Below are 21,340 nucleotides of genomic sequence, written 5' to 3' on the forward strand. Positions count from 1 at the left end.
GGACTGCAGCACGCGAAGCACGGCAACCTAGGGCCCGGCACAAGGGCCACAGCCTCCAGGGAGAATGCAAGTATGGCGCGGACGAAGATCGCGTTGATCGGCGGCGGCATGATCGGCGGCACGCTGGCCCATCTGATCGGGCTTAAGGAACTCGGCGACGTCGTCATTTTCGATATCGCCGAAGGGTTGCCGCAAGGTAAGGCCCTGGACATCGCCCAGTCGGGCGCCGTGGAAGGCTTCGATTGCAATCTCAAGGGCACCAACGCCTACGCCGATATCGAAGGCGCGAGCGTCTGCATCGTCACCGCCGGCGTGCCGCGCAAGCCCGGCATGAGCCGTGACGACCTGATCGGCATCAATCTCAAGGTCATGGAGCAGGTCGGCGCGGGCATCCGCAAGTATGCGCCGAACGCGTTCGTGATCTGCATCACCAATCCGCTCGACGCCATGGTGTGGGCGCTGCAGAAATCGTCCGGGCTGCCCCGCAACATGGTGATCGGCATGGCCGGCGTGCTCGATACGGCGCGCTTCCGTCATTTCCTCTCGGAGGAGTTCCGGGTGTCGGTCGAGGACGTCTCGGCGTTCGTGCTCGGCGGCCATGGCGACGACATGGTTCCGCTGGTGCGCTACTCCACGGTCGGAGGCATCCCGCTGCCGGATCTCGTCAAGATGGGCTGGATCCGCCAGGAGCGTCTCGACCAGATCGTCGATCGCACGCGCAAGGGCGGCGGCGAGATCGTGGCGCTGCTCAAGAGCGGCTCGGCGTACTACGCACCGGCCTCTTCCGCGATCGCGATGGCGGAGAGTTTCCTCAAAGACAAGAAGCGCGTGCTGCCATGCGCCGCGTATCTCAACGGCGAGTACGGTGTTAAGGGACTCTACATCGGTGTGCCGACAATCATCGGCTCGGGCGGAACGGAGCGGGTCGTCGAAATCGACCTCAACTCCGCGGAACGCGCCATGCTCATGAAGTCGATCGAATCCGTGAAGGGTCTGGTCGATGCGTGCGTCAAGATCAACCCGCAGCTGGGCGCATAAACGCCTGACCAAGCGGGCCCGAAGGGGACACGAAAATCGCGCGGAGCGCGTCTCTGCTCCGCGTCACGCCCGGTTGCGTGCCGCACCCAGTTTCGCGCCAGTCGGGTGTCGTGCCGATGCTACTAATTTCCAGCTTCTCTCCATAATTTGACGTGCTCTTGTCTCACCGCCTTGCGCGCAAGACACCTGCAGCACCCCAAGAGGGATCCCGCCCGTCATGAATATCCACGAACACCAGGCTAAAGACCTTCTCCGGCAATACGGCGTCGCCACGTCGGGCGGCGGGGCTGCGTTCTCGCCCGAAGAGGCCGAGAAGATCGCCGGTGCGATCGCGACCGAGGTCAAGGTCGTCAAGGCGCAGATCCATGCCGGCGGACGCGGCAAGGGGCACTTCAAGGAGAAGGAAGCCGGCGAGAAGGGCGGCGTCCGGTTCGCGAAGTCGGCCGCCGAAGCGCGCACGCTCGCGGAGCAGATGCTCGGCAAGACGCTCGTCACCATCCAGACGGGCCCGGCGGGGCGCGCCGTGCAACGGCTCTATCTCTCGGAAGCGACCAGCATCGGGCGCGAACTCTATCTCTCGGCGCTCGTCGACCGGGCCAGCTCGCGCGTCGCGTTCATCGCGTCGACCGAAGGCGGCATGGATATCGAGAAGGTCGCGCACGACACGCCGGACAAGATCCTGAAGCTCACGATCGATCCGGCGTCCGGGCTGCAGCCGTTCCATTCGCGCAAGATCGCGTTCGCGCTGGGTCTCACCGGCGGGCAGATCAAGGAATGCGCGGCGATGATCGAGGGCCTCTATCGGCTGGTGCTCGAAAAGGACGTGAGCCTGATCGAGATCAATCCGCTGGTCGTGACCACGGACGGCCATCTGATCGCGCTCGACGCCAAGATGAGCTTCGACAGCAACGCGCTGTTCCGCCATCCCGACATCATGGCGCTGCGCGACGAGAACGAAGAAGATCCGATGGAGATCGAGGCGGCCCGCCATGAGCTGTCCTACATCAAGCTCGACGGGTCGATCGGCTGCATGGTCAACGGCGCGGGCCTGGCCATGGCGACGATGGACATCATCAAGCTCTACGGCGCGGAGCCGGCCAACTTCCTCGACGTCGGCGGCGGCGCCTCCAAGGAAAAGGTGCAGGCGGCGTTCAAGATCATCCTCTCCGATCCGTCGGTGAAGGGTATCCTGGTCAACATCTTCGGCGGCATCATGCGTTGCGACATCATCGCGGAAGGCATCGTCGCGGCCGCGCGCGAGATGGCCATCACGGTGCCGCTGGTCGTGCGCCTCGAAGGCACGAACGTCGACCTCGGCAAGGAGATCCTGGCCAAGAGCGGCCTCAAGATCGTGCCCGCGGACGATCTCGCAGACGCCGCAGCCAAGATCACATCCGCCATCAAGGTCGCAGCCTAAAGGCCGCCCGCTGCGCGGGGCTGCCGTTTTGACATACTCGGGGTTAGAGAGACGACATGGCCATTCTCGTCGACAAGTCGACTGTCACCATCTGCCAGGGCCTGACAGGCAGCCAGGGAACGTTCCACACCAAGCAGGCGCGGGCCTACGGCACGAAGGTGGCCGGCGGCGTCACGCCGGGCAAGGGCGGCACCAAGCCGGCCGATCCGGAGCTGGCGGACCTGCCGCTTTTCAATACCGTGCTCGAAGCCAAGGCGAAGACCGGGGCGACGGCCAGCGCGGTCTACGTGCCGCCGCCGTTCGCGGCTGACGCCATTCTGGAAGCGATCGACGCCGAGATCCCGCTGATCATCTGCATCACGGAAGGTATTCCGGTGCTCGACATGGTGCGTGTGAAGCGGGCGCTCGTCGGCTCCAAGTCGCGCCTGATCGGGCCGAACTGCCCCGGCGTGCTGACGCCCAAGGAATGCAAGATCGGCATCATGCCCGGCAACATCTTCCGCAAGGGCACGGTCGGCATCGTTTCGCGCTCCGGCACTCTTACTTATGAGGCGGTGAAGCAGACGACGGACGCGGGCCTAGGCCAGTCGACGGCGGTCGGCATCGGCGGCGATCCCGTGAAGGGCACGGAATTCATCGACATGCTGGAGCTGTTCCTCGCCGATCCCGAAACGCATTCGATCATCATGATCGGCGAAATCGGCGGGTCGGCCGAGGAAGAAGCGGCGGACTTTCTGATCGGCGAAGCCAAGAAGGGCCGCAAGAAGCCGATGGCCGGCTTCATCGCCGGCATGACGGCGCCTCCCGGACGGCGCATGGGTCACGCCGGCGCCATCATTTCCGGCGGTCAGGGCCGCGCCGAGGACAAGGTCGATGCGATGCGCCGCGCGGGCATCGCGATTGCCGACAGCCCCGCTTCGCTGGGGACGACTTTGACGAAAGTTCTAAAGGGCTGATCCCGTCTGACGATATACAGGTTGTCACTAGGCGCGCCGAGGCTCGTCCATTGAAGGAAACGATGGAGTTCTACGCTCCCGACTGGGAGTTCGTACTGATCTGGTCGGTCGTCGCGCTTTTGTCGGGCCTGCTCTTCGTCTGGATGGGCGGGCTGTTTGGACGGGCGGGCGCGATTGGCACTTCGGCGGTCGTTGCTGCCGGCGCGATGGTGCTTTGGCTATTGGCCGGCCCGGCGGGGAGCTTCTATCTCACTGTCTTCGCGCCGCCGGTGATCGTCGGTGCGCTCATTGGAGTGGTGGTGTGGTCCGTGTGCCTGGCGCGGTGAGAGTGGCCGAACTCCCCGCTTCGCTGGGGACGACTTTGACGAAAGTTCTAAAGGGCTAAGAACGGGCCTATACATAAGTGTGTCATGCGAGGCGCAGAGAATCGCCTAAATCCTGGGGAGAATTTACGGCCATAGCCCGCAAGGGCGGGGTTCACACAGGCGGGGTCATTCATGTCACGTCAGGCGCTCAACGACCGGTTCGGCAGAACGTCGTTTTTGAACGGCGTGAATGCGCCGTACATCGAAGAGCTACACAGCCAGTACGAAAAGAATCCCGGGTCCGTCAGTGACGAATGGCGGTTGTTTTTCGAGAGCATGCGGGATTCGCGTGACCGCACTTCTCATGATGGCGAGCATGAGCATCTGCACGAGCGCGCGGCGCGCGAGCCCTCCTGGGGGCTGCCGCTCGAACGGCTGCAGGGCGCGCCCACCGAACTCGTCTCAGCGCTGACCGGCGACTACGGCGAGGTCGAGCGCGGCCTACGGGACAAAATCCAGGCGAAGGCGTTCGGCGGCGGGCTCGACATCACGCCCGCGGCGTCGTTCCGCGCCATCCAGGACAGTGTGCGCGCGATCATGCTGATCCGCGCCTACCGCGTGATGGGGCATCTGGCGGCCAATCTCGATCCGCTCGGCCTTTCGGAACGGCGGGTGCACAAGGAGCTGCGGGCGGAGACCTACGGCTTCACGGAGGCCGATCTCGACCGGCCGATCTTCATGGACCGGTACCTGGGGCTCGACACGGCGTCGATCCGGCAGGTGCTGCGCATCCTGCGGCGCACGTACTGCCGCAAGATCGGCTACCAGTTCATGCACATCACGTCGCCGGCGCAGAAGTCGTGGATCCAGCACCGCATCGAAGGTGACGAGAAGGACATCCGCTTCACCGAGATGGGCAAGAAGGCGATCCTGCGCAAGCTCATCGAAGGCGAGATGTTCGAGCGCTTCGCCGACGTCAAATACACCGGCACCAAGCGCTTCGGCCTCGACGGCGGCGAGGCGGCGATCCCGGCACTGGAGCAGATCATCAAGCGCGGCGGTCAGCTGGGCGTCAAAGAGATCGTCATCGGCATGGCGCATCGCGGGCGACTCAACGTGCTGTCGAATGTGATGTCCAAACCCTTCCGCGCCATCTTCAACGAGTTCAAAGGCGGCTCCTGGAAACCGGACGACGTCGAGGGATCGGGCGACGTCAAATATCATCTCGGCGCGTCCTCCGATCGTCAGTTCGACGACAATACGGTGCATCTCTCGCTGACGGCCAACCCCTCGCATCTCGAGATCGTCGATCCGGTGGTGCTGGGCAAGGTGCGCGCGAAGCAGGATCAGCTCAAATGCGACGCCGGCGACCGCACGCCGGTGCTGCCGCTGCTGATCCATGGCGACGCGGCGTTCGCGGGCCAGGGCGTGGTGGCCGAATGCCTCGGGCTCTCCGGCCTCAAGGGGCATCGCACGGGCGGCTCGATCCATTTCATCATCAACAACCAGATCGGTTTCACGACCAATCCGCGCCATTCGCGCTCGTCGCCCTACTGCTCGGACGTGGCGCGCGTGATCGAAGCTCCGATCTTTCACGTCAACGGCGACGACCCGGAAGCGGTGGTGCACGTGGCGAAGATCGCCACCGAGTTCCGGCAGAAGTTCCAGAAGCCGGTCGTGATCGACATGTTCTGCTACCGCCGGTTCGGCCACAACGAAACGGACGAGCCCGCCTTCACGCAGCCGCTGATGTACGACCGGATCCGCAAGCATCCGAGCGTGGTCGAGATCTACTCGAAGGATCTGATCGAGGAAGGCGTCATTACGGGCGAAGAAGTGGACGGCATGAAGGCCGAGTTCCGCTCATTCCTCGAAACGGAGCTGGCGGCGGCTGAATCCTACATGCCGAACAAGGCCGATTGGCTCGACGGGCGGTGGAGCGGCGTCGGCCATGCCGATGACGACGAGCGGCGCGGCAACACCGGCGTTTCGATGGAGACGCTGCGTGAGGTCGGCAAACGGCTGACGGTCATCCCGGCGGATTTCAACGCGCACAAAACGATTGCGCGCCTGATCGAGCGGCGGCGCGAGATGATCTCCAAGGGCGAGGGCATCGATTGGTCGATGGCCGAGCATTTAGCGTTCGGCACGCTGGTTTCGGATGGCTTTCCGGTCCGCCTTTCGGGCCAGGACTGCGAGCGCGGCACGTTCTCGCAACGCCACTCGGTGCTGATCGACCAGGAAACGGAGCGGCGTTATACGCCGCTGCGGCACATTTCTCCGGCTCAAGCGAACTTCGAAGTCATCAACTCCATGCTGTCCGAAGAGGCGGTGCTCGGCTTCGAGTATGGCTATTCGCTGGCCGAGCCCAACGCGCTGGTCGCGTGGGAAGCGCAGTTCGGCGACTTCGCGAACGGCGCGCAGGTGGTGTTCGATCAGTTCATCTCGTCGGGTGAGCGCAAGTGGCTGCGCATGTCCGGGCTCGTGTGCCTGCTGCCGCATGGCTACGAGGGGCAGGGGCCCGAGCATTCGTCGGCGCGCCTCGAGCGCTTCCTGCAGCTCTGCGCCGAGGACAACTGGCAGGTCGCGAACTGCACGACGCCGTCCAACTACTTCCATATCCTGCGGCGGCAACTGCACCGCAGTTTCCGCAAGCCGCTGATCCTGATGACGCCGAAGTCGCTGTTGCGCCACAAGCGCGTCGTGTCGCGGCTGGACGAGATGGGCCCGGGAACGACCTTTCATCGCGTGCTGTGGGACGATCTGCGCAAGACGGACGCCGAGATCAAGCGCGTCGTGCTGTGCTCGGGCAAGGTCTATTACGACCTCGCCGACGCCCGCGACGCGGAGGAGCTGCACGACATCTATATCCTGCGCGTCGAGCAGCTTTATCCGTTCCCGGCGCGCGCGCTGTTGCACGAGCTTGGACGGTTCCCGAACGCGGATCTGGTGTGGTGCCAGGAAGAGCCCAAGAACATGGGCGCTTGGACGTTCATCGAGCCGAACATCAATTGGGTGGCCGACCGGGTGGCGCCTACGGGGCGGCGCGTGCGCTACGCGGGCCGCAACGCTTCGGCGTCGACGGCGACGGGCCTCATGAGCAAACATATCGCAGAGCAGAAAGCCCTGGTGGCCGATGCTCTCAAGGGCTGACCATTTCTCGACGTGCGGAAGGCCGGGCGCATCGGCGCCCGGCATTGAAAGGGCTGGACACACATGACTATCGAGATCCGCGTGCCGACTCTCGGAGAGTCGGTCGCCGAGGCCACAGTGGGCAAATGGCTCAAGCAGCCGGGCGATGCGGTCAAGGCCGACGAGCCGCTGGTGGAGCTTGAGACCGACAAGGTGACGGTCGAAGTGCCGGCGCCCGCCTCGGGACAGCTGTCGGAAATTCTCGTGCAGCAGGGCCAGACGGTCGCGATCGGTGCGGTGCTCGGAGCGCTGGCCGAGGGTGTCGGAGCAAAGCCCGCACCGGCAGCCGCCAAGCCGGAGCCCAAACCGGCGGCGCGCCAGGATGGGCGCCCGGCTGCGCCTGCGGCTCCGGCCCATGCGCCGTCGAAAACTCCGCCGAGCCCCGCGGCGCGCAAGCATCTCGATGACGCCGGTCTTTCCGCTGACGACGTCAATGGATCGGGCCGGCGCGGTCAGGTGCTCAAGGAGGACGTGGTCGCCTCAGTCGCCAGCGCGGTGAGTGGCCAGAAGGCTGCGGCCGAGGCGCGGGCCGAACAGGCGCCGCCTGCTCCCGCTCCGTCGCAGGTGCCGGCCAAGCAGCAGGCGCGCGAGTTCGTGAAGCCGGATGTGCGCCTTCCCGCGGCCGTGAGCGAAGAGGGACGCGAGGAACGGGTGCGCATGACGCGCCTGCGCCAAACCATCGCGCTGCGCCTCAAGGAGGCACAGAACACGGCGGCCATGCTGACGACGTTCAACGACGTCGACATGAGCGCCGTGATGGCGATGCGGGCGCAGTACAAGGAGCTGTTCGAGCGCCGCCACGGCGTGAAGCTCGGCTTCATGGGCTTCTTCGTCAAAGCCTGTATCCAAGCCTTGAAGGAAATCCCGGCGGTGAACGCCGAGATCGACGGCGAAGATATCGTCTTCAAGAATTACTATCACATCGGCGTTGCGGTCGGTACGGATCGCGGCCTTGTCGTGCCGGTGCTGCGCGAAGCCGACCAGATGTCGATTGCCGAGGTCGAAGCCAAGATCGCCGAGTTCGGCAAGCGGGCCCGCGACGGCAAGCTCGGCATCGCCGACATGCAGGGCGGCACGTTCACGATCTCCAACGGCGGCGTCTACGGGTCGATGCTGTCGACGCCAATCCTCAATGCGCCGCAGGCCGGCATCCTGGGCATGCACCGCATCGAGGAGCGGCCGATCGTCAAGGATGGGCAGATCGTGGCGCGTCCGATGATGTACCTCGCGCTCTCCTACGATCACCGTCTCGTCGACGGCAAGGAGGCGGTGACGTTCCTGGTGCGCGTGAAGGAATGCCTGGAAGATCCGCAGCGGTTCATTCTGGAGCTTTAGCTCCCTCGCCCCATCGCCCTGCGCTTGCGATGGGGAGAGGGGATTCCGAAAGGTTCTCACGATGGCTGATACCTTCGATCTTATTGTCATCGGCAGTGGACCCGGCGGCTATGTGTGCGCCATTCGCGCCGCGCAGCTCGGTCTCAAGACGGCCATCGTCGAGAAGCGCGCCACGCATGGGGGAACGTGCCTCAATGTCGGGTGCATTCCGTCGAAGGCGTTGCTGCATGCCTCGGAGCTTTACGAGGAAGCGGGGCACGGATTCGCCCGCATGGGCATCAAGGTTTCGCCCGAGCTCGATCTCGGCCGCATGCTCGCGTTCAAGGACGAGGCCATCAAGGGCAACGTCGACGGCGTCGCGTTCCTGCTCAAGAAAAACAAGATCACGGCCTTCCATGGCGCGGGCCGCATCCTTGCGGCGGGCCGCGTGGAGGTGACGGCCGAGGACGGATCGCGGCAGACGCTCGAGGCGCATTCGATCGTCATCGCCACGGGCTCGGATGTGGCGCGGCTGCCCGGCATCGAGTTCGACGAGACGCGGATCATCTCCTCGACCGGTGGGCTGTCGCTGGCCGAGGTGCCGGAACGGCTGCTGGTCGTCGGCGCGGGCGTGATCGGGCTCGAGTTGGGGTCGGTGTGGCGGCGGCTCGGCGCGCACGTGACCGTGGTGGAATATCTCGACCGCATTCTGCCCGGCATGGACAGCGAGATCGCCAAGTCGCTCGAAAAGATCTTCATCAGGCAAGGCCTGACCTTCCGGCTCGGCACGAAGGTGTCGGCCATCGGGCGCACGGGCAAAGGCCTTAGCGTAACGCTGGAGCCCGCCCAGGGTGGCGCGCAGGACAAGATCGAGACGGATGTCGTGCTGGTCGCCATCGGCCGCGTGCCCTTTACGGACGGGCTGGGTCTCGATGAGCTCGGCGTGGTGCGCGACAACCGCAAGCGCATCGCCGTCAACGGGCAGTTCGAGACCAATGTGACCGGCATCTATGCCATCGGCGACGTGATCGCGGGACCGATGCTGGCACATAAGGCGGAAGACGAAGGCATCGCGGTTGCTGAAATCCTGGCGGGCCAAGCGGGTCAGGTGAACCACGACGTCATTCCGAACGTGATCTACACGACGCCGGAAGTCGCGTCCGTCGGCAAGACGGAGGAAGAGCTGAAGGCGGCCGAGGTGGCCTACACGGTCGGAAAGTTCCCGTTCATTGCCAACGGCCGTGCCAAGGCCAACCGGACGACGGACGGCTTCGTCAAGGTGCTCGCGGACGCCGAGACCGACCGGATCCTCGGCGTGCACATCATCGGCGCCAACGCCAGCGAGCTGATCGCGGAAGCGGCGGTGATCATGGAGTTCAGCGGCTCGGCGGAAGATCTGGCGCGGACGTGCCACGCGCATCCGACGCTGTCCGAAGCCGTCAAGGAAGCGGCGATGGCCGTCGGCAAGCGCGCGATCCACATGTGAGGGGTGCTCGCTAGTGCTTGTTCGCTCGTCTTCAAATCGCATTTTTGATCATACGGCTTTGCACAGACGCGGCTTCTGCTTGTTGACCCTCCCCTTGACGGGGAGGGTCGCGCGAATGCGCGGGGAGGGGTGAAGCCAGCGAATAAGCGTGAGTTATGTACTTCCCCCCACCCCTAACCCCTCCCCGCAAAAGGGGGAGGGGGAAGCGCTGCGATTCCGTATGATCGGAGTTTTCCGTAGCTTTGGCTTTGAGCCGGTTCACGGCGAACCGCTTTACACTTCGCGTAATCCGCGCACGGGTAACGGATGTTACTCGATGGCTGTTACGGTGTAGCCCGCCTCGCGCAGCAGGGAGACCAGTCCGGTCCTGCCGGGCAGATGCAGCGCGCCGACGGCAACGAACGCGCCGCCCTTTTCAAGGTGAGGCAGCGATCGGTCGCGCATCCTGCGGTTCCGCTCGACGATGATCGTCTGCTCGAAGGAGGCGAAGTCCTGGGCCGATACGCCCGCCTTCTCCGCAAGCGCGATCTGCAGATCCCACAACGCCCCGACGCGGCGCGCGAGATAGACCTGCACCATCGTTTCCATGAGGTTTTCGGATTCGTCGACGAGGGAGAGATTGGCGCGCAGCATGCCGGCCTGCTCGTTATCCGGAATCGAGGCCAGGGCTTCGAGCTGCTCCTGAGTCGTTTCCAAACCGGCGAGCGGTATGCCGTTGGTCTTTGCGTGATTGGCAACCGCCATGTCGAGGACGAGGTCCCCATTACTCACGCGCTGGCGTTCGCATTCCGAGCCGGTCAGCATCAGGGATACGATCCACGGGCGGTAGGGCCGGAGTGACTCCGGGGTGCCGTTCAAGGAGCGCCGCAGCTTGTCGAATTCGGTCTTGCTCAGGAGCTTGTCGAGCGTCTGGCCGTTGTCGAAGAGGGCAGATTTCGCGGCAGCCCGGTAGGCATTGGCCGACGCCTCGGGGGACAGGTCCGAATTCTCGATGACGACGGCGCGTGCGGTCGCGAGGGCCTCTTGCGCGGCTTTGCTCATGGCGACGCGCGCATCCGAGAGATGGACCGTGCCGAAGAGATACGACGGCGCGTGGCCGGCACGCTCGATCTTCCAGAGCACGGCGTTGCCGTTCTCGATCTTTGCCGCATTGGTGACGATGCGGTCGTGAAGGCCGGGGTCGGTGGCGGCGAGCTTGTCGAGCATGTTGAAGCCGTTGCAGCGGGGTGCGCCGGCCGCTTCGGCGCGGGATTGCGGGATCGGGATCGCAAGCAGAGCCGCGATCAAAGCCAGGGGGATGTATCTTGCTCTTGCGCGCATCGGTCTCGCCTTGCTCGTCAGCAGAGTTGCCGGTTTTAACGCGGCCGACAAGACAAGCGGATCAGAAAGGTTCTTCCTGGTTCCCGAGCTTTACGGGAGAGAACGGCAACGGCGGGATTGCTGTCTGTCGCTTCAGGCGCGGGGGTGGGCCGTGTCGTAGACGGCGAGGATGCGCTCGCGATCGACCTCGGTATAGACCTGCGTGGTCGAGAGCGAGGCGTGGCCCAGCAGCTCCTGGATCTGGCGGAGGTCGGCGCCCGCCGAAAGCAGATGTGTCGCGAACGAGTGGCGCAGCGCGTGGGGCGTTGCGGTTTCCGGCAACGTCAGCACGTCACGCAAGCGCGCGATGGCGAGTTGGATGAGACGCGGGGACAGCGGCCCTCCCTTCGCGCCGACGAATAGAGCGTCGTCCGCTTCGCGCGGATAGGGGCAGAGCGCGAGGTAGCGTTCGACGGCGCGTTGCGTGACCGGCAGAACCGGCACGAGGCGCTCCTTGCCGCCCTTGCCAGTGATGCGCAGCACGTCGCGGCCGGGAAGCGGAGCGTCGCGGCGGGCGAGGCCGAGGGCTTCCGAGATGCGAAGCCCGGCGCCGTAGAGTAGCAGCATGACGGCGACGTCGCGGGCGCGGATCCAGTCGTCGCCGTCGCTTTCGCCTTCGACGAGGGCTTTGGCTTTGTCGACTGTCAGCGGCTTCGGTAGCGAATGGGGGATGCGCGGCATCGTCATTTGCGCCATGGCTCGATTGGCGACGCGGCCGGTGGCTTCGAGCCAACGATAGAAGGTGCGCAGGGCCGAGAGACTGCGCGAGAGCGAGCGGCTGGTGACGCCGCCGCGGCGGCGTGCGGCCAGGAAGCGGCGCACGGTTTTGACGTCGAGACGCGCGAGGTCGGAGAGGCAGGGCGGGTGGCCGAGGTCGCGCGCCAGAAAGCCCGCGAACTGGCGGAGATCACGCTCGTAGGCGGTGCGGGTTGCGGGCGAGTGATTGCGCTCGTGCGTCAGGTGATCGAGCCAGGCGGAAGCCGCGTCGAAGAAATCCGCGGAAAGCGGCAGCTCTCCGTCGGCATCGAGCAGGTCTTCGAGATTGGGCATGTCACGAGTCATTAGCTTGAGCACCGGGCCTTGAGCATCGGGGCCTAGAGGTAAAAGAAACGTATGTGATTTGGGTGTTTTCGCACACCTGCGAATGTGTGAGCGCTGGGTACGGACGCTGTATTGCGCGCGGCTACACCTCCTGGAGGCGCTGCAGAGAGTGCAGGGGAGCGACAGGAAGTGCCCTGTTTTCAGCAGTTTCTTGCAGGTCTCGCATTCATAGGAGGGGCAACGCGGCGGTCGCGATGTGACGGCAATGCCCATTTTTCAAGGCGAATCGCACTTTTTTGCGTGCCTCTCGATTGCGCGGATACGTGCGCCGATGCTATGCAACTTCGATGCTTGTCCCTCACTCATCACATCACAATCGGTCTGATTGGCAGGGTTGCGTGCTCCGTTGCGCGTGCAAGCGTGACCGAAACTCCTAAGTCTAGGGCAAAAAAGCGCAGGCTTTTTATATCCGTAGCCGCGGAAGCTAATTCTTATTGTATCTTTTCGCGGTCATTGATTCTTTTTTCTGAGGAAACATCCCATGGCTAAAACCGTCACCAAGGCTGCCCCTAAGCCGGCAGCGAAGACAGCGTCCAAGACCGCTGTGAAGACCGCTGCAAAGACTGCAACGAAGCCTGCCAACACCGTCACGCTGCGCCACATCGGCATTGCGCTTTCGGAGACGCACGACATTCCGAAGAAGCAGGCCAACGCCGTGCTCGAGGACGTGGTCGCGCTGATCACCAAGCATCTCAAGAAGGGCGACCGGATCCGCATCGGCGGCCTCGGCATCCTGCAGGTTCGCAAGCGTCCGGCTCGCATGGGCCGCAACCCGGCGACCGGCGAATCCATCAAGATCAAGGCCAGCAAGAAGGTGGCTTTCCGCGCCGCCAAGGATCTCAAAGAGCAGATCTAAGGGTGAAAAAGCCCGGTTTGCATGGAAAAGGCGAGTGGTCCGTCGAACGGCCGCTCGCCTTGTTCGTTTGGGCGCGTTCCTCTCTCCCCGCTCGCGGGGAGAGGGAGACGGTTAGATCGTCTGGCCGGTTTTCTTCCAGTCGGCGACGAACTGCGCGAGGCCCGAGTCCGTCAGCGGATGCTTGACGAGCGCCTTCAGGATCGACGGCGGTACGGTCGCGACGTCGGCGCCGATCAGGGCGGCTTCCTTGACGTGGTTCACCGTCCGGATGGAGGCGGCCAGAATGTCCGTCTCCAGATCCTGATAGTTGTCGTAGATGGCCCGGATCTCGCGAATGACATCCATGCCGTTCAGGCCGATATCATCCAGGCGGCCGATGAACGGCGAGACGAACGTGGCGCCGGCCTTCGCGGCCAGCAGGGCCTGATTGGCCGAAAAGCACAGTGTGACATTGACCATCGTGCCGTCGGACGTCAGCGCCTTGCAGGCCTTGAGGCCATCGAGGGTGAGCGGGACTTTGATGGTCACGTTTTTGGCGATCTTGCGCAGGATGTGCGCTTCTCTCATCATGCCGTCGTAGTCGGTCGCGGCGACTTCGGCCGAGACGGGGCCCGGCAGCACGGCGCAGATCTCGGCAATCGTTTCCTTGAAATCGCGGCCGGATTTTGCAATCAGCGATGGGTTCGTGGTCACGCCGTCCAGCAATCCGGTGGCGGCCAGCTCCTTGATCTCATTGACATCGGCTGTATCGACGAAGAACTTCATTCTCGGCCCTTTGTGCTGCCCCCGTGCGGGGCATCCTCATATGTGCGAGCTCAACTGCGTGGGCTCATCTGTGCGAACATCTCATCTATGCGAACATGGGGGTGCGGCCGTCAGACCGCCCCAACTCTGTCTTTCTTGTTTGTGCGTCGAACGGAAACCGGCATCGCTTTCCGGACGCAGCATCGCGGATGACATCGTTTGATAGCTTCTAATCCGGCAGCGGGACACTTGGATAGCCTTCTTGGCCTTAATGAAAAGGGTGAAAACGCGGCGCGGGCAACCGTACCGGTGCTGATGCCCGGTGCGCCACTCGATCAGACCTACGATTACTTCGTGCCCGAGGGTCTCGAAATCGAGCCGGGCTGTTTCGTGCTGGTGCCGTTCGGCGCGCAGACCCGGATCGGGGTCGTGTGGGACGTCGCCGCGGGTGAAGCGCGGGCGGTCGATCCCAAGAAGATGAAGGCGCTCGCCGAACGGCTGGACGTGCCGGCGCTGCCGCTGATCTCGCTCAGGTTCGCCGAATGGATCGCGGGCTACACCCTGACGCCGCTCGGCATGGTGGCGCGCATGATGATGAGCGCGCAGGCCGCCTTCGAACCGGTGAAACCAAGGTTCGGGGTCAGGATCGTGCCGGATGCCGGGGAGCCCGCCCGCATGACGCCAGCGCGCCAGCGCGCGCTCGATCTCGCGCGTGACGGCATGATCCGCGCGAAATCGGCGCTCGCGGCGGAAGCGAAGTGCAGCACGGGCGTCGTGGACGGGCTCGTCGCGTCGGGCAACCTCGTCGAGGTGGCGATCCCGGAACGGCGCTTTCCCGAGCCCGATCCCGATCACCGCGTCACGGACTTCACGCAGGCGCAGACGCAAGCGGTGCACGCGCTCGTGTCGTCGGTTCACGGCGGCGGGTATTCCGTGTCGCTGCTCGACGGCGTGACGGGGTCCGGCAAGACCGAGGTCTATTTCGAAGCGGTGGCCGAGACGCTGCGGCGCGGCAAGCAGGCGATGATCATGCTGCCGGAGATCGCGCTGACGGGTCAGTTCATGAGCCGGTTCGTCGCGCGCTTCGGGTGCCTGCCGGCGGAATGGCATTCGGCCCTGTCCGGGGCCGAGCGCGGGCGCGTCTGGCGGGCGGCGGCGACAGGGGAAGCACGCGTCGTGGTCGGCGCGCGTTCGGCGCTGTTCCTGCCGTACAGCGACCTCGGCCTCGTGATCGTCGACGAGGAGCACGACCCCGGCTTCAAGCAGGACGACCGCGTGCACTACCAGGGACGCGATCTCAGCGTCGTGCGCGGCAGCCTCGGCAAATTTCCGGTCATTCTTGCGTCGGCGACGCCGTCGATCGAAAGTCACGTCAACGCACGCACGGGACGCTATCGGCACATTTTGCTGCCGGGACGATTCACGGGCGCGGATCTGCCCGAGATCACGCCGATCGACATGCGTACGCACCCGCCTGAAAAGGGCCAGTGGCTGTCACCCGTGCTGGTCGATGCGCTGAAGGAAACGCTTGGCGATCGCCAGCAATCTCTGCTGTTTCTCAACCGGCGGGGCTATGCGCCGCTGACGCTGTGCCGGAGCTGCGGCCATCGCTTCGAGTGTCCGCAATGCACGGCGTGGCTTGTCGAGCACCGCTTCCGCCGCAAGCTCAACTGCCACCATTGCGGGTTCTCGCTGCCGATGCCGGAGACCTGCCCAAAGTGCGGCGAGGAGGGCTCGCTTGTGGCGTGCGGGCCGGGCGTGGAGCGCGTGGCGGAAGAGGTTCGCGAGCGATTTCCGGAGGCGCGCCTGGCGCTGCTGTCGTCGGATCTCATTCCGGGCCTCGAGGAGATGCGCCGCATCATCGGCTCCATCGAGAGCGGGGAGGTGGACATCATCATCGGGACGCAGATCGTCGCCAAGGGGCATAACTTTCCGCTGCTCGCGACGGTCGGCATCGTCGACGGCGATCTGGGGTTGTCGATGGGGGCGGATCCGCGCGCGGGCGAACGCACGTTCCAGCTCCTGCATCAGGTGACGGGACGCGCGGGGCGCGCGCTGACCAAGGGACGCGGGTTCATTCAGACACACATGCCCGAGCATCCCGTGATGGAATCGATCATTCTCGGCGACCGGGAAGCGTTTCTCGATCGCGAGATCGACATGCGCCGGCGCGGAATGCTGCCGCCGTTCGGCCGATTGGCGGCGCTCGTAATTTCGGCGCGCGACAGGGATCTGGCGGAAAAGTTCGCGCGCGAAGTGGCGCGGCGGGCACCGCGCGCAGACCAGATCGAAGTGCTGGGCCCCGCCGAGGCGCCGATCTCGGTCGTGCGCGGGCGGCATCGCTGGCGGTTGCTCGTGAAAGCGCCCCGAGACAGGAATATTCAGGCCTATCTCAGGGCGTGGGGTGAGGCGCTTCCCAAAATCGGAGGGGACTTGCGCCTCACCGTCGATATCGATCCCTACAACTTTCTGTAGGGCTGCCTCTCTTAGCGGCCGTGCGCCAGGATCGAGCCGACCGCGAGAACGCCGAGGCCGATCGCGAGGCCCTTAGCGACGTCCCGGCCGTGGTGGTGGCGCTTGTAGCCATAACCGTAGCCGTTGCCGTAACGCGGGCCGCCATGATTGTGGAAGTGGCGCGGGCCGTTGTTGTAGTGGGCGCCGTATCCTGGGCCGTAGCCCTTGTTCCAGCTACCGTGCGCGCTTGCAGCGGTCGTAAGCGGGGCCATGCTGGCCGCGATAAGGCCGGCCATGACGGCTGCGGAGGTGGCGAATTTCTTGATGGTCATCTTTATTCCCCTTCCAACTGATCCAGGTGCCGAGGTCTTCGGGCACTTTGGAGAGCACGTTATCGGGGGCGCGCTGAACTCGCCCTGAATGGCGCGTGCAGCTTACGTTCATATTCGTTACCTTCCGGGAACAAAAAAAAGCCGCGCTGGAGAGCGCGGCTTTTTTCGTGTCGTGTTGGAAGTGGTTCGCTCCGCTATCTCAGGTAGGGGCAAAGCCGGCGTGGCCTGCCGCCGCCGGGATTGTACGTTCCCGTGCGGGCGTCGAACGAGCGATAACGGGATGCGCAGCGCGCGACGGCGTCGCCACTGTCGACGTATCCGCCGCCATTGTCGTAATAGTCGTCGTCGTAATAACCGTCGTAGTAGCCGTAGTCGGAATAGTACGGGACGCCGTACCAGCGCGGCCGATGGCGATGATGGTGGCCGTGATTGCCATGACCGTGGCCATAACCAGGACCATGACCAGGACCAGGATAACCGCCGGGCCGACCCGGCCGACCGCCGCCGCCTAAGGCTGGACCGCCGCCACCCCCGCCGCCTTTCCAGCCACCTCCGCCACCTCCTCCTCCGCCGCCACCGCCGCCGCCACCGCCGCCGCCACCACCGCCGCCAGCAGAGAAGCCGCCCATGTTTTTTTGGACCTTCACGATGTCGGTCGGTGCGCCGATTGCGATGCCGGCTTTACCCACGCTCGCGCCCGCAGGCGCAGCCGATGCCGGCGTCATGCCGGCCATGGGAAGCGCGACGAGCGCTGCGAGGGCAAATATCCTCGATCCACTCATGCCTTTATGCTCCTTGTTCGTCATTTCGTCCTTGTTCGGTCTCCGCGCTTCCGTCGGCGCGGGCATGCCGGATATGTGGGGTGGCATCCGTAGAAATCCCACCGGGACGAGCAAGGTTCTCTATAATTTCAAGAGGGCCGCCGACGGAGCGATGAAAGGCCGCGCAAATGCCGCGTCTCGCCCGCGCCTCGCCGGTTGATGCGCCGTGACGCACATGATACAGAACCGCGGGTTTTCAGGTGGGGTTCGCGCATGGTTCCCGCGCGGCTTTTGTTCCCGTCTGCTTTCCCAGATTCATGAAAAGGGCTGTGGCTTCGGCCGCGGGGCTTCCTCCAACCCCTTGAGCACGCGAGATTTCTTGACGTGGCGACAGATCAACCAATCGTTTCCGGTGTTGCGGGCCGCTATGCAGCCGCATTGTTCGATCTCGCGGTCGAGCAGAGCAAAGTTCCCGAGGTCGAGCAGGATCTCGCCAAATTTCAGCAACTTTACGACGAAAGCGCCGATCTGAAGCGCTTGGTGCGCAGTCCGGTCATCGCGGGCGAAGATCAGGCGCGTGCGCTGTCCGCCGTGCTCGACAAGGCCGGGGCCGGCGCGCTCTCGAAAAACTTCTTCAGCCTGGTGGCTCGCAACCGGCGCCTGTTTGCCGCGCCCGACATGGCGCGCGCTTTCCAGCAGTTGGCTGCCAAGGCTCGCGGCGAAGTGACGGCCGTCGTGGCGAGCGCTCATCCGCTCACGGATGCGCAGTCCACGGCTCTCAAGGCCGCTCTCAAGGATGCCGTCGGCAAGGACGTGACGCTCGCAACCAAGGTCGATCCTTCGCTGATCGGCGGTCTGGTCGTGAAGCTCGGCAGCCGGATGGTCGATTCGTCCCTCAAGACGAAGCTCGCCAGTCTCAGTCTTTCGCTCAAGGGAGGCCATTGACGCCGGGTTCGCCCGACGCCTTTTCCTCCCCCGCGATTCACGTACGTCAATGAGCAGGCCTAAGGTCCGCTCGCTCGAAGAAACAACCAGAGAAAACGCCCCAGAAGACGAGGTCAAGTTATGGACATCCGGGCTGCAGAGATCACCTCGATCCTCAAGGATCAGATCAAGAATTTTGGTAAGGAAGCCGAGGTTTCCGAGATCGGACAAGTGCTGTCGGTGGGCGACGGCATTGCACGCGTCTACGGTCTCGACAACGTTCAGGCCGGCGAAATGGTCGAGTTCCCGGGTGGCATCCGCGGCATGGCGCTCAACCTCGAAGCCGACAACGTCGGCGTCGTGATCTTCGGCGACGACCGCACCATCAAGGAAGGCGACACGGTCAAGCGGACCGGCGCCATCGTTGAAGTTCCGGTCGGCAAAGGCCTTCTCGGCCGCGTCGTCGACGGTCTCGGCAACCCGATCGACGGCAAGGGCCCGATCAAGTCCGACACCAAGAAGCGCGTCGACGTCAAGGCGCCCGGCATTCTGCCCCGCAAGTCGGTGCACGAGCCGATGGCAACCGGCCTCAAGGCCGTTGACGCCCTGATCCCCGTCGGCCGCGGCCAGCGCGAGCTGATCATCGGCGACCGCCAGACCGGCAAGACCGCGATCATTCTCGACACGTTCCTCAACCAGAAGGCCGCCAACGCCGGCACGGACGAGAGCGCGAAACTCTATTGCGTCTACGTCGCCGTCGGCCAGAAGCGCTCGACGGTTGCCCAGTTCGTCAAGGTGCTCGAGGAGCGCGGCGCACTCGAATACTCGATCGTCGTGGCGGCCACCGCTTCCGATCCGGCTCCGATGCAGTACCTGGCGCCGTTCACCGGCTGCACCATGGGCGAGTACTTCCGCGACAACGGCATGCACGCCGTGATCGCCTATGACGACCTCTCCAAGCAGGCCGTCTCGTATCGCCAGATGTCGCTCCTGCTTCGCCGCCCGCCGGGCCGCGAAGCCTACCCCGGCGACGTCTTCTATCTCCATTCTCGCCTTCTGGAACGCGCAGCCAAGCTCGGCGACGCTGCCGGCAAGGGCTCGCTCACGGCACTGCCCGTCATCGAGACCCAGGCCAACGACGTGTCGGCCTACATTCCGACGAACGTGATTTCGATCACCGACGGCCAGATCTTCCTCGAAACCGACCTTTTCTATCAGGGCATCCGTCCGGCCGTGAACGTCGGCCTCTCGGTGTCGCGCGTCGGCTCTTCGGCGCAGACGAAGGCGATGAAGCAGGTTGCCGGCAAGATCAAGGGCGAGCTCGCGCAGTACCGCGAAATGGCGGCGTTCGCGCAGTTCGGCTCCGATCTCGACGCGGCCACGCAGAAGCTGCTCGCTCGCGGCGCACGCCTGACCGAGCTTCTCAAGCAGCCGCAGTTCTCTCCCCTCAAGATGGAAGAGCAGGTTGCGGTGATCTTCTCGGGCACGCGCGGCTATCTCGATGCGCTGCCGGTGTCCGCCGTCGGCAAGTTCGAAGCCAGCCTCCTCACGGGGCTGCGCGACGAGAAGTCGATCCTCGGCGCGATTGCCGCCGACAAGGCGATGAGCGACGAAACCGAGAAGAAGCTCATCGGCTTCCTCGACACGTTCGCGAAGAACTTCGTCGCCTAATGGCTCATTCCGGCTGGCGGCGCGCGAGCGCTGCGGCCGGGATTTTAGAGTGAACGACCGGATCAAGCAGGGAAGCTAAGGCGCCATGCCGAGCTTAAAAGATCTCCGAAACCGCATCGCCTCCGTCAAGGCGACGCGCAAGATCACGAAGGCCATGCAGATGGTGGCGGCGGCGAAGCTGCGCCGCGCGCAGGAGGCCGCGACCGCCGCTCGGCCTTACGCCCAGCGGATGGATACCGTGCTTGCCGCTCTCAACCAGCGGGCCATCCGCGAAGGCGCCTCGCCGCTGCTCGTCGGCACCGGGCGCGACCAGGTTCATCTGCTGATCGTCATGACGGCCGAGCGTGGTCTCTGCGGTGGCTTTAACTCGAATATCGCCAAGCTCGCACGCGCCGACGCGCAGAAGCTTGTCGCGGCCGGCAAGCAGGTGAAGATCCTGACCGTGGGCCGCAAGGGCGCCGACAACCTGCGCCGCGACCTCGGCCGCAACATCATCGAGCGCATCGAGCTCAAGGGCATCCGCCATCTCGGATTCGTCAACGCCGAAGACATCGCGACCAAGGTGCTCGCGCTGTTCGAAGCGGGCGAGTTCGACGTCGCGACGCTCTACTTCTCGGAGTTCAAGAGCGTCATCGCGCAGAAGCCGACGGCGCTGCAACTCATCCCGGCCAAGCTGCCTGAGGCGAGCGCCGCGGACGACGCCAAGGCTGCCGGCGCGCAGGCGGTCGTCGAATATGAACCGGATGAGGATGCGATCCTCGGCTACCTGCTCTCGCGCAACATCTCGACGCAGATCTTTCGTGGTTTGCTCGAGAACGCGGCCTCGGAACAGGGCGCGCGCATGAGCGCCATGGACAGCGCCACGCGCAACGCCGGCGAGATGATCAACAAGCTGACGGTCAAGTACAACCGCCAGCGTCAGGCGAACATCACCAAGGAACTCATCGAAATCATCTCGGGCGCGGAAGCGCTCTAAGGGTTTCGGCGAGCTCCGCCAGCTCAGCGTCGAGGAGTAGACATGGCCTACAAAACGACAGCAACGACGAAGGGCGGCCGCGACGGCCGCGCGATCCTCGAGGATGGCAAGCTCGCGCTTGCCATGGCGCTGCCGAAGGATCTCGGCGGATCGGGCGAGGGCCACAACCCGGAGCAGCTTTTTGCGCTCGGGTATTCGTCCTGCTTCGGTCAGGCCATCCTGGTGCTTGCGAAAAAGCACGGGCTCGACGGCCAGGCCGCGAAAGTGACGGCCGAGGTCACGCTGAACACCACCGACGGCTTCTCGCTTGCCGTCGATCTCAAGGTTGCGCTTCCCGGCGCCGACAAGGCCGCACTTCAGGCCCTCGTCGAGGAAGCTCATACGATTTGTCCCTATTCAAAGGCGACGCGCGGAAACGTTCCCGTCACGCTGTCGATCGCCTGAACATTCGACT

The 21,340-nt window shown here is 64.4% G+C and carries 18 protein-coding genes; 13 read left to right on the forward strand and 5 right to left on the reverse strand.

Going from position 1 to position 21,340, the window contains the following annotated elements:
* The first annotated feature begins 72 nt into the window (after window positions 1–72).
* The 7 genes from mdh to lpdA all read left to right on the forward strand — a co-directional run bounded on the left by mdh (window position 73) and on the right by lpdA (window position 9,708).
* A complete protein-coding gene (gene mdh, locus ACTIFK_RS10975; RefSeq protein ID WP_439543108.1) occupies window positions 73–1,038 on the forward strand; it encodes a malate dehydrogenase in 966 nt (321 codons plus the stop codon).
* 217 nt (window positions 1,039–1,255) lie between these two features.
* Complete coding sequence (sucC, locus tag ACTIFK_RS10980; protein ID WP_439543109.1) at window positions 1,256–2,455, forward strand: ADP-forming succinate--CoA ligase subunit beta; 1,200 nt, start codon at window positions 1,256–1,258, stop codon at window positions 2,453–2,455.
* 56 nt (window positions 2,456–2,511) lie between these two features.
* The gene (gene sucD / locus ACTIFK_RS10985) at window positions 2,512–3,411 is read left to right on the forward strand and encodes a succinate--CoA ligase subunit alpha (RefSeq protein ID WP_439543110.1); all 900 of its coding nucleotides are present in this window, start codon (window positions 2,512–2,514) and stop codon (window positions 3,409–3,411) included.
* Between the two features lie 62 nt (window positions 3,412–3,473).
* Window positions 3,474–3,737, forward strand: a complete 264-nt coding sequence (locus tag ACTIFK_RS10990) for a hypothetical protein (RefSeq protein WP_439543111.1) — start codon at window positions 3,474–3,476, stop codon at window positions 3,735–3,737.
* Window positions 3,738–3,908: 171 nt separating this feature from the next.
* Window positions 3,909–6,869, forward strand: a complete 2,961-nt coding sequence (locus tag ACTIFK_RS10995; protein ID WP_439543112.1) for a 2-oxoglutarate dehydrogenase E1 component — start codon at window positions 3,909–3,911, stop codon at window positions 6,867–6,869.
* 63 nt (window positions 6,870–6,932) lie between these two features.
* Window positions 6,933–8,243, forward strand: a complete 1,311-nt coding sequence (odhB, locus tag ACTIFK_RS11000; protein WP_439543113.1) for a 2-oxoglutarate dehydrogenase complex dihydrolipoyllysine-residue succinyltransferase — start codon at window positions 6,933–6,935, stop codon at window positions 8,241–8,243.
* Between the two features lie 61 nt (window positions 8,244–8,304).
* A complete protein-coding gene (gene lpdA / locus ACTIFK_RS11005; protein ID WP_439543114.1) occupies window positions 8,305–9,708 on the forward strand; it encodes a dihydrolipoyl dehydrogenase in 1,404 nt (467 codons plus the stop codon).
* A gap of 309 nt (window positions 9,709–10,017) precedes the next feature.
* Here lpdA and ACTIFK_RS11010 read toward each other — a convergent pair whose 3' ends face one another.
* Window positions 10,018–11,028 (reverse strand): TraB/GumN family protein, encoded by a 1,011-nt coding sequence (locus ACTIFK_RS11010; protein ID WP_439543115.1) that lies wholly within the window; start codon window positions 11,026–11,028, stop codon window positions 10,018–10,020.
* Window positions 11,029–11,160: 132 nt separating this feature from the next.
* Window positions 11,161–12,129, reverse strand: coding sequence for a tyrosine recombinase XerC (locus ACTIFK_RS11015; protein ID WP_439543116.1), 969 nt, complete (start codon window positions 12,127–12,129; stop codon window positions 11,161–11,163).
* 520 nt (window positions 12,130–12,649) lie between these two features.
* On the opposite strand from ACTIFK_RS11015, the gene ACTIFK_RS11020 reads away from it, so the two are divergent.
* On the forward strand, window positions 12,650–13,024 hold the full coding sequence (locus tag ACTIFK_RS11020) for an HU family DNA-binding protein (protein ID WP_439543117.1): 375 nt from the start codon (window positions 12,650–12,652) through the stop codon (window positions 13,022–13,024).
* Window positions 13,025–13,135: 111 nt separating this feature from the next.
* Here the strand turns inward: ACTIFK_RS11020 and fsa are convergent, their stop codons facing one another.
* Window positions 13,136–13,789 (reverse strand): fructose-6-phosphate aldolase, encoded by a 654-nt coding sequence (gene fsa / locus ACTIFK_RS11025; protein ID WP_439543118.1) that lies wholly within the window; start codon window positions 13,787–13,789, stop codon window positions 13,136–13,138.
* A 228-nt stretch (window positions 13,790–14,017) separates the two neighbouring features.
* Between fsa and ACTIFK_RS11030 the strand changes: the two genes are divergently transcribed.
* Entirely contained in the window at window positions 14,018–16,243 is a 2,226-nt protein-coding gene (locus ACTIFK_RS11030; protein ID WP_439543119.1) for a primosomal protein N', read from the forward strand.
* An 11-nt stretch (window positions 16,244–16,254) separates the two neighbouring features.
* On the opposite strand, the gene ACTIFK_RS11035 is transcribed toward ACTIFK_RS11030, so the two are convergent.
* Both ACTIFK_RS11035 and ACTIFK_RS11040 read right to left on the reverse strand, forming a co-directional pair.
* Complete coding sequence (locus ACTIFK_RS11035; RefSeq protein WP_439543120.1) at window positions 16,255–16,554, reverse strand: hypothetical protein; 300 nt, start codon at window positions 16,552–16,554, stop codon at window positions 16,255–16,257.
* A gap of 194 nt (window positions 16,555–16,748) precedes the next feature.
* Window positions 16,749–17,336: a BA14K family protein gene (locus tag ACTIFK_RS11040; RefSeq protein WP_439543121.1), complete on the reverse strand. Its 588-nt coding sequence runs from the start codon at window positions 17,334–17,336 to the stop codon at window positions 16,749–16,751.
* A 363-nt stretch (window positions 17,337–17,699) separates the two neighbouring features.
* Between ACTIFK_RS11040 and ACTIFK_RS11045 the strand changes: the two genes are divergently transcribed.
* From ACTIFK_RS11045 to ACTIFK_RS11060, 4 genes are all read left to right on the forward strand, one after another.
* Window positions 17,700–18,260: a F0F1 ATP synthase subunit delta gene (locus ACTIFK_RS11045; protein WP_439543122.1), complete on the forward strand. Its 561-nt coding sequence runs from the start codon at window positions 17,700–17,702 to the stop codon at window positions 18,258–18,260.
* A gap of 120 nt (window positions 18,261–18,380) precedes the next feature.
* Entirely contained in the window at window positions 18,381–19,910 is a 1,530-nt protein-coding gene (atpA, locus tag ACTIFK_RS11050; RefSeq protein ID WP_439543123.1) for a F0F1 ATP synthase subunit alpha, read from the forward strand.
* Window positions 19,911–19,995: 85 nt separating this feature from the next.
* Complete coding sequence (locus ACTIFK_RS11055) at window positions 19,996–20,886, forward strand: F0F1 ATP synthase subunit gamma (RefSeq protein WP_439543124.1); 891 nt, start codon at window positions 19,996–19,998, stop codon at window positions 20,884–20,886.
* Window positions 20,887–20,928: 42 nt separating this feature from the next.
* Window positions 20,929–21,330 (forward strand): organic hydroperoxide resistance protein, encoded by a 402-nt coding sequence (locus ACTIFK_RS11060; protein ID WP_439543125.1) that lies wholly within the window; start codon window positions 20,929–20,931, stop codon window positions 21,328–21,330.
* Window positions 21,331–21,340 lie beyond the last annotated feature (10 nt).

This window comes from Hyphomicrobium sp., assembly GCF_051860585.1.
In the GTDB taxonomy this organism is placed as follows: domain Bacteria; phylum Pseudomonadota; class Alphaproteobacteria; order Rhizobiales; family Hyphomicrobiaceae; genus Hyphomicrobium_C.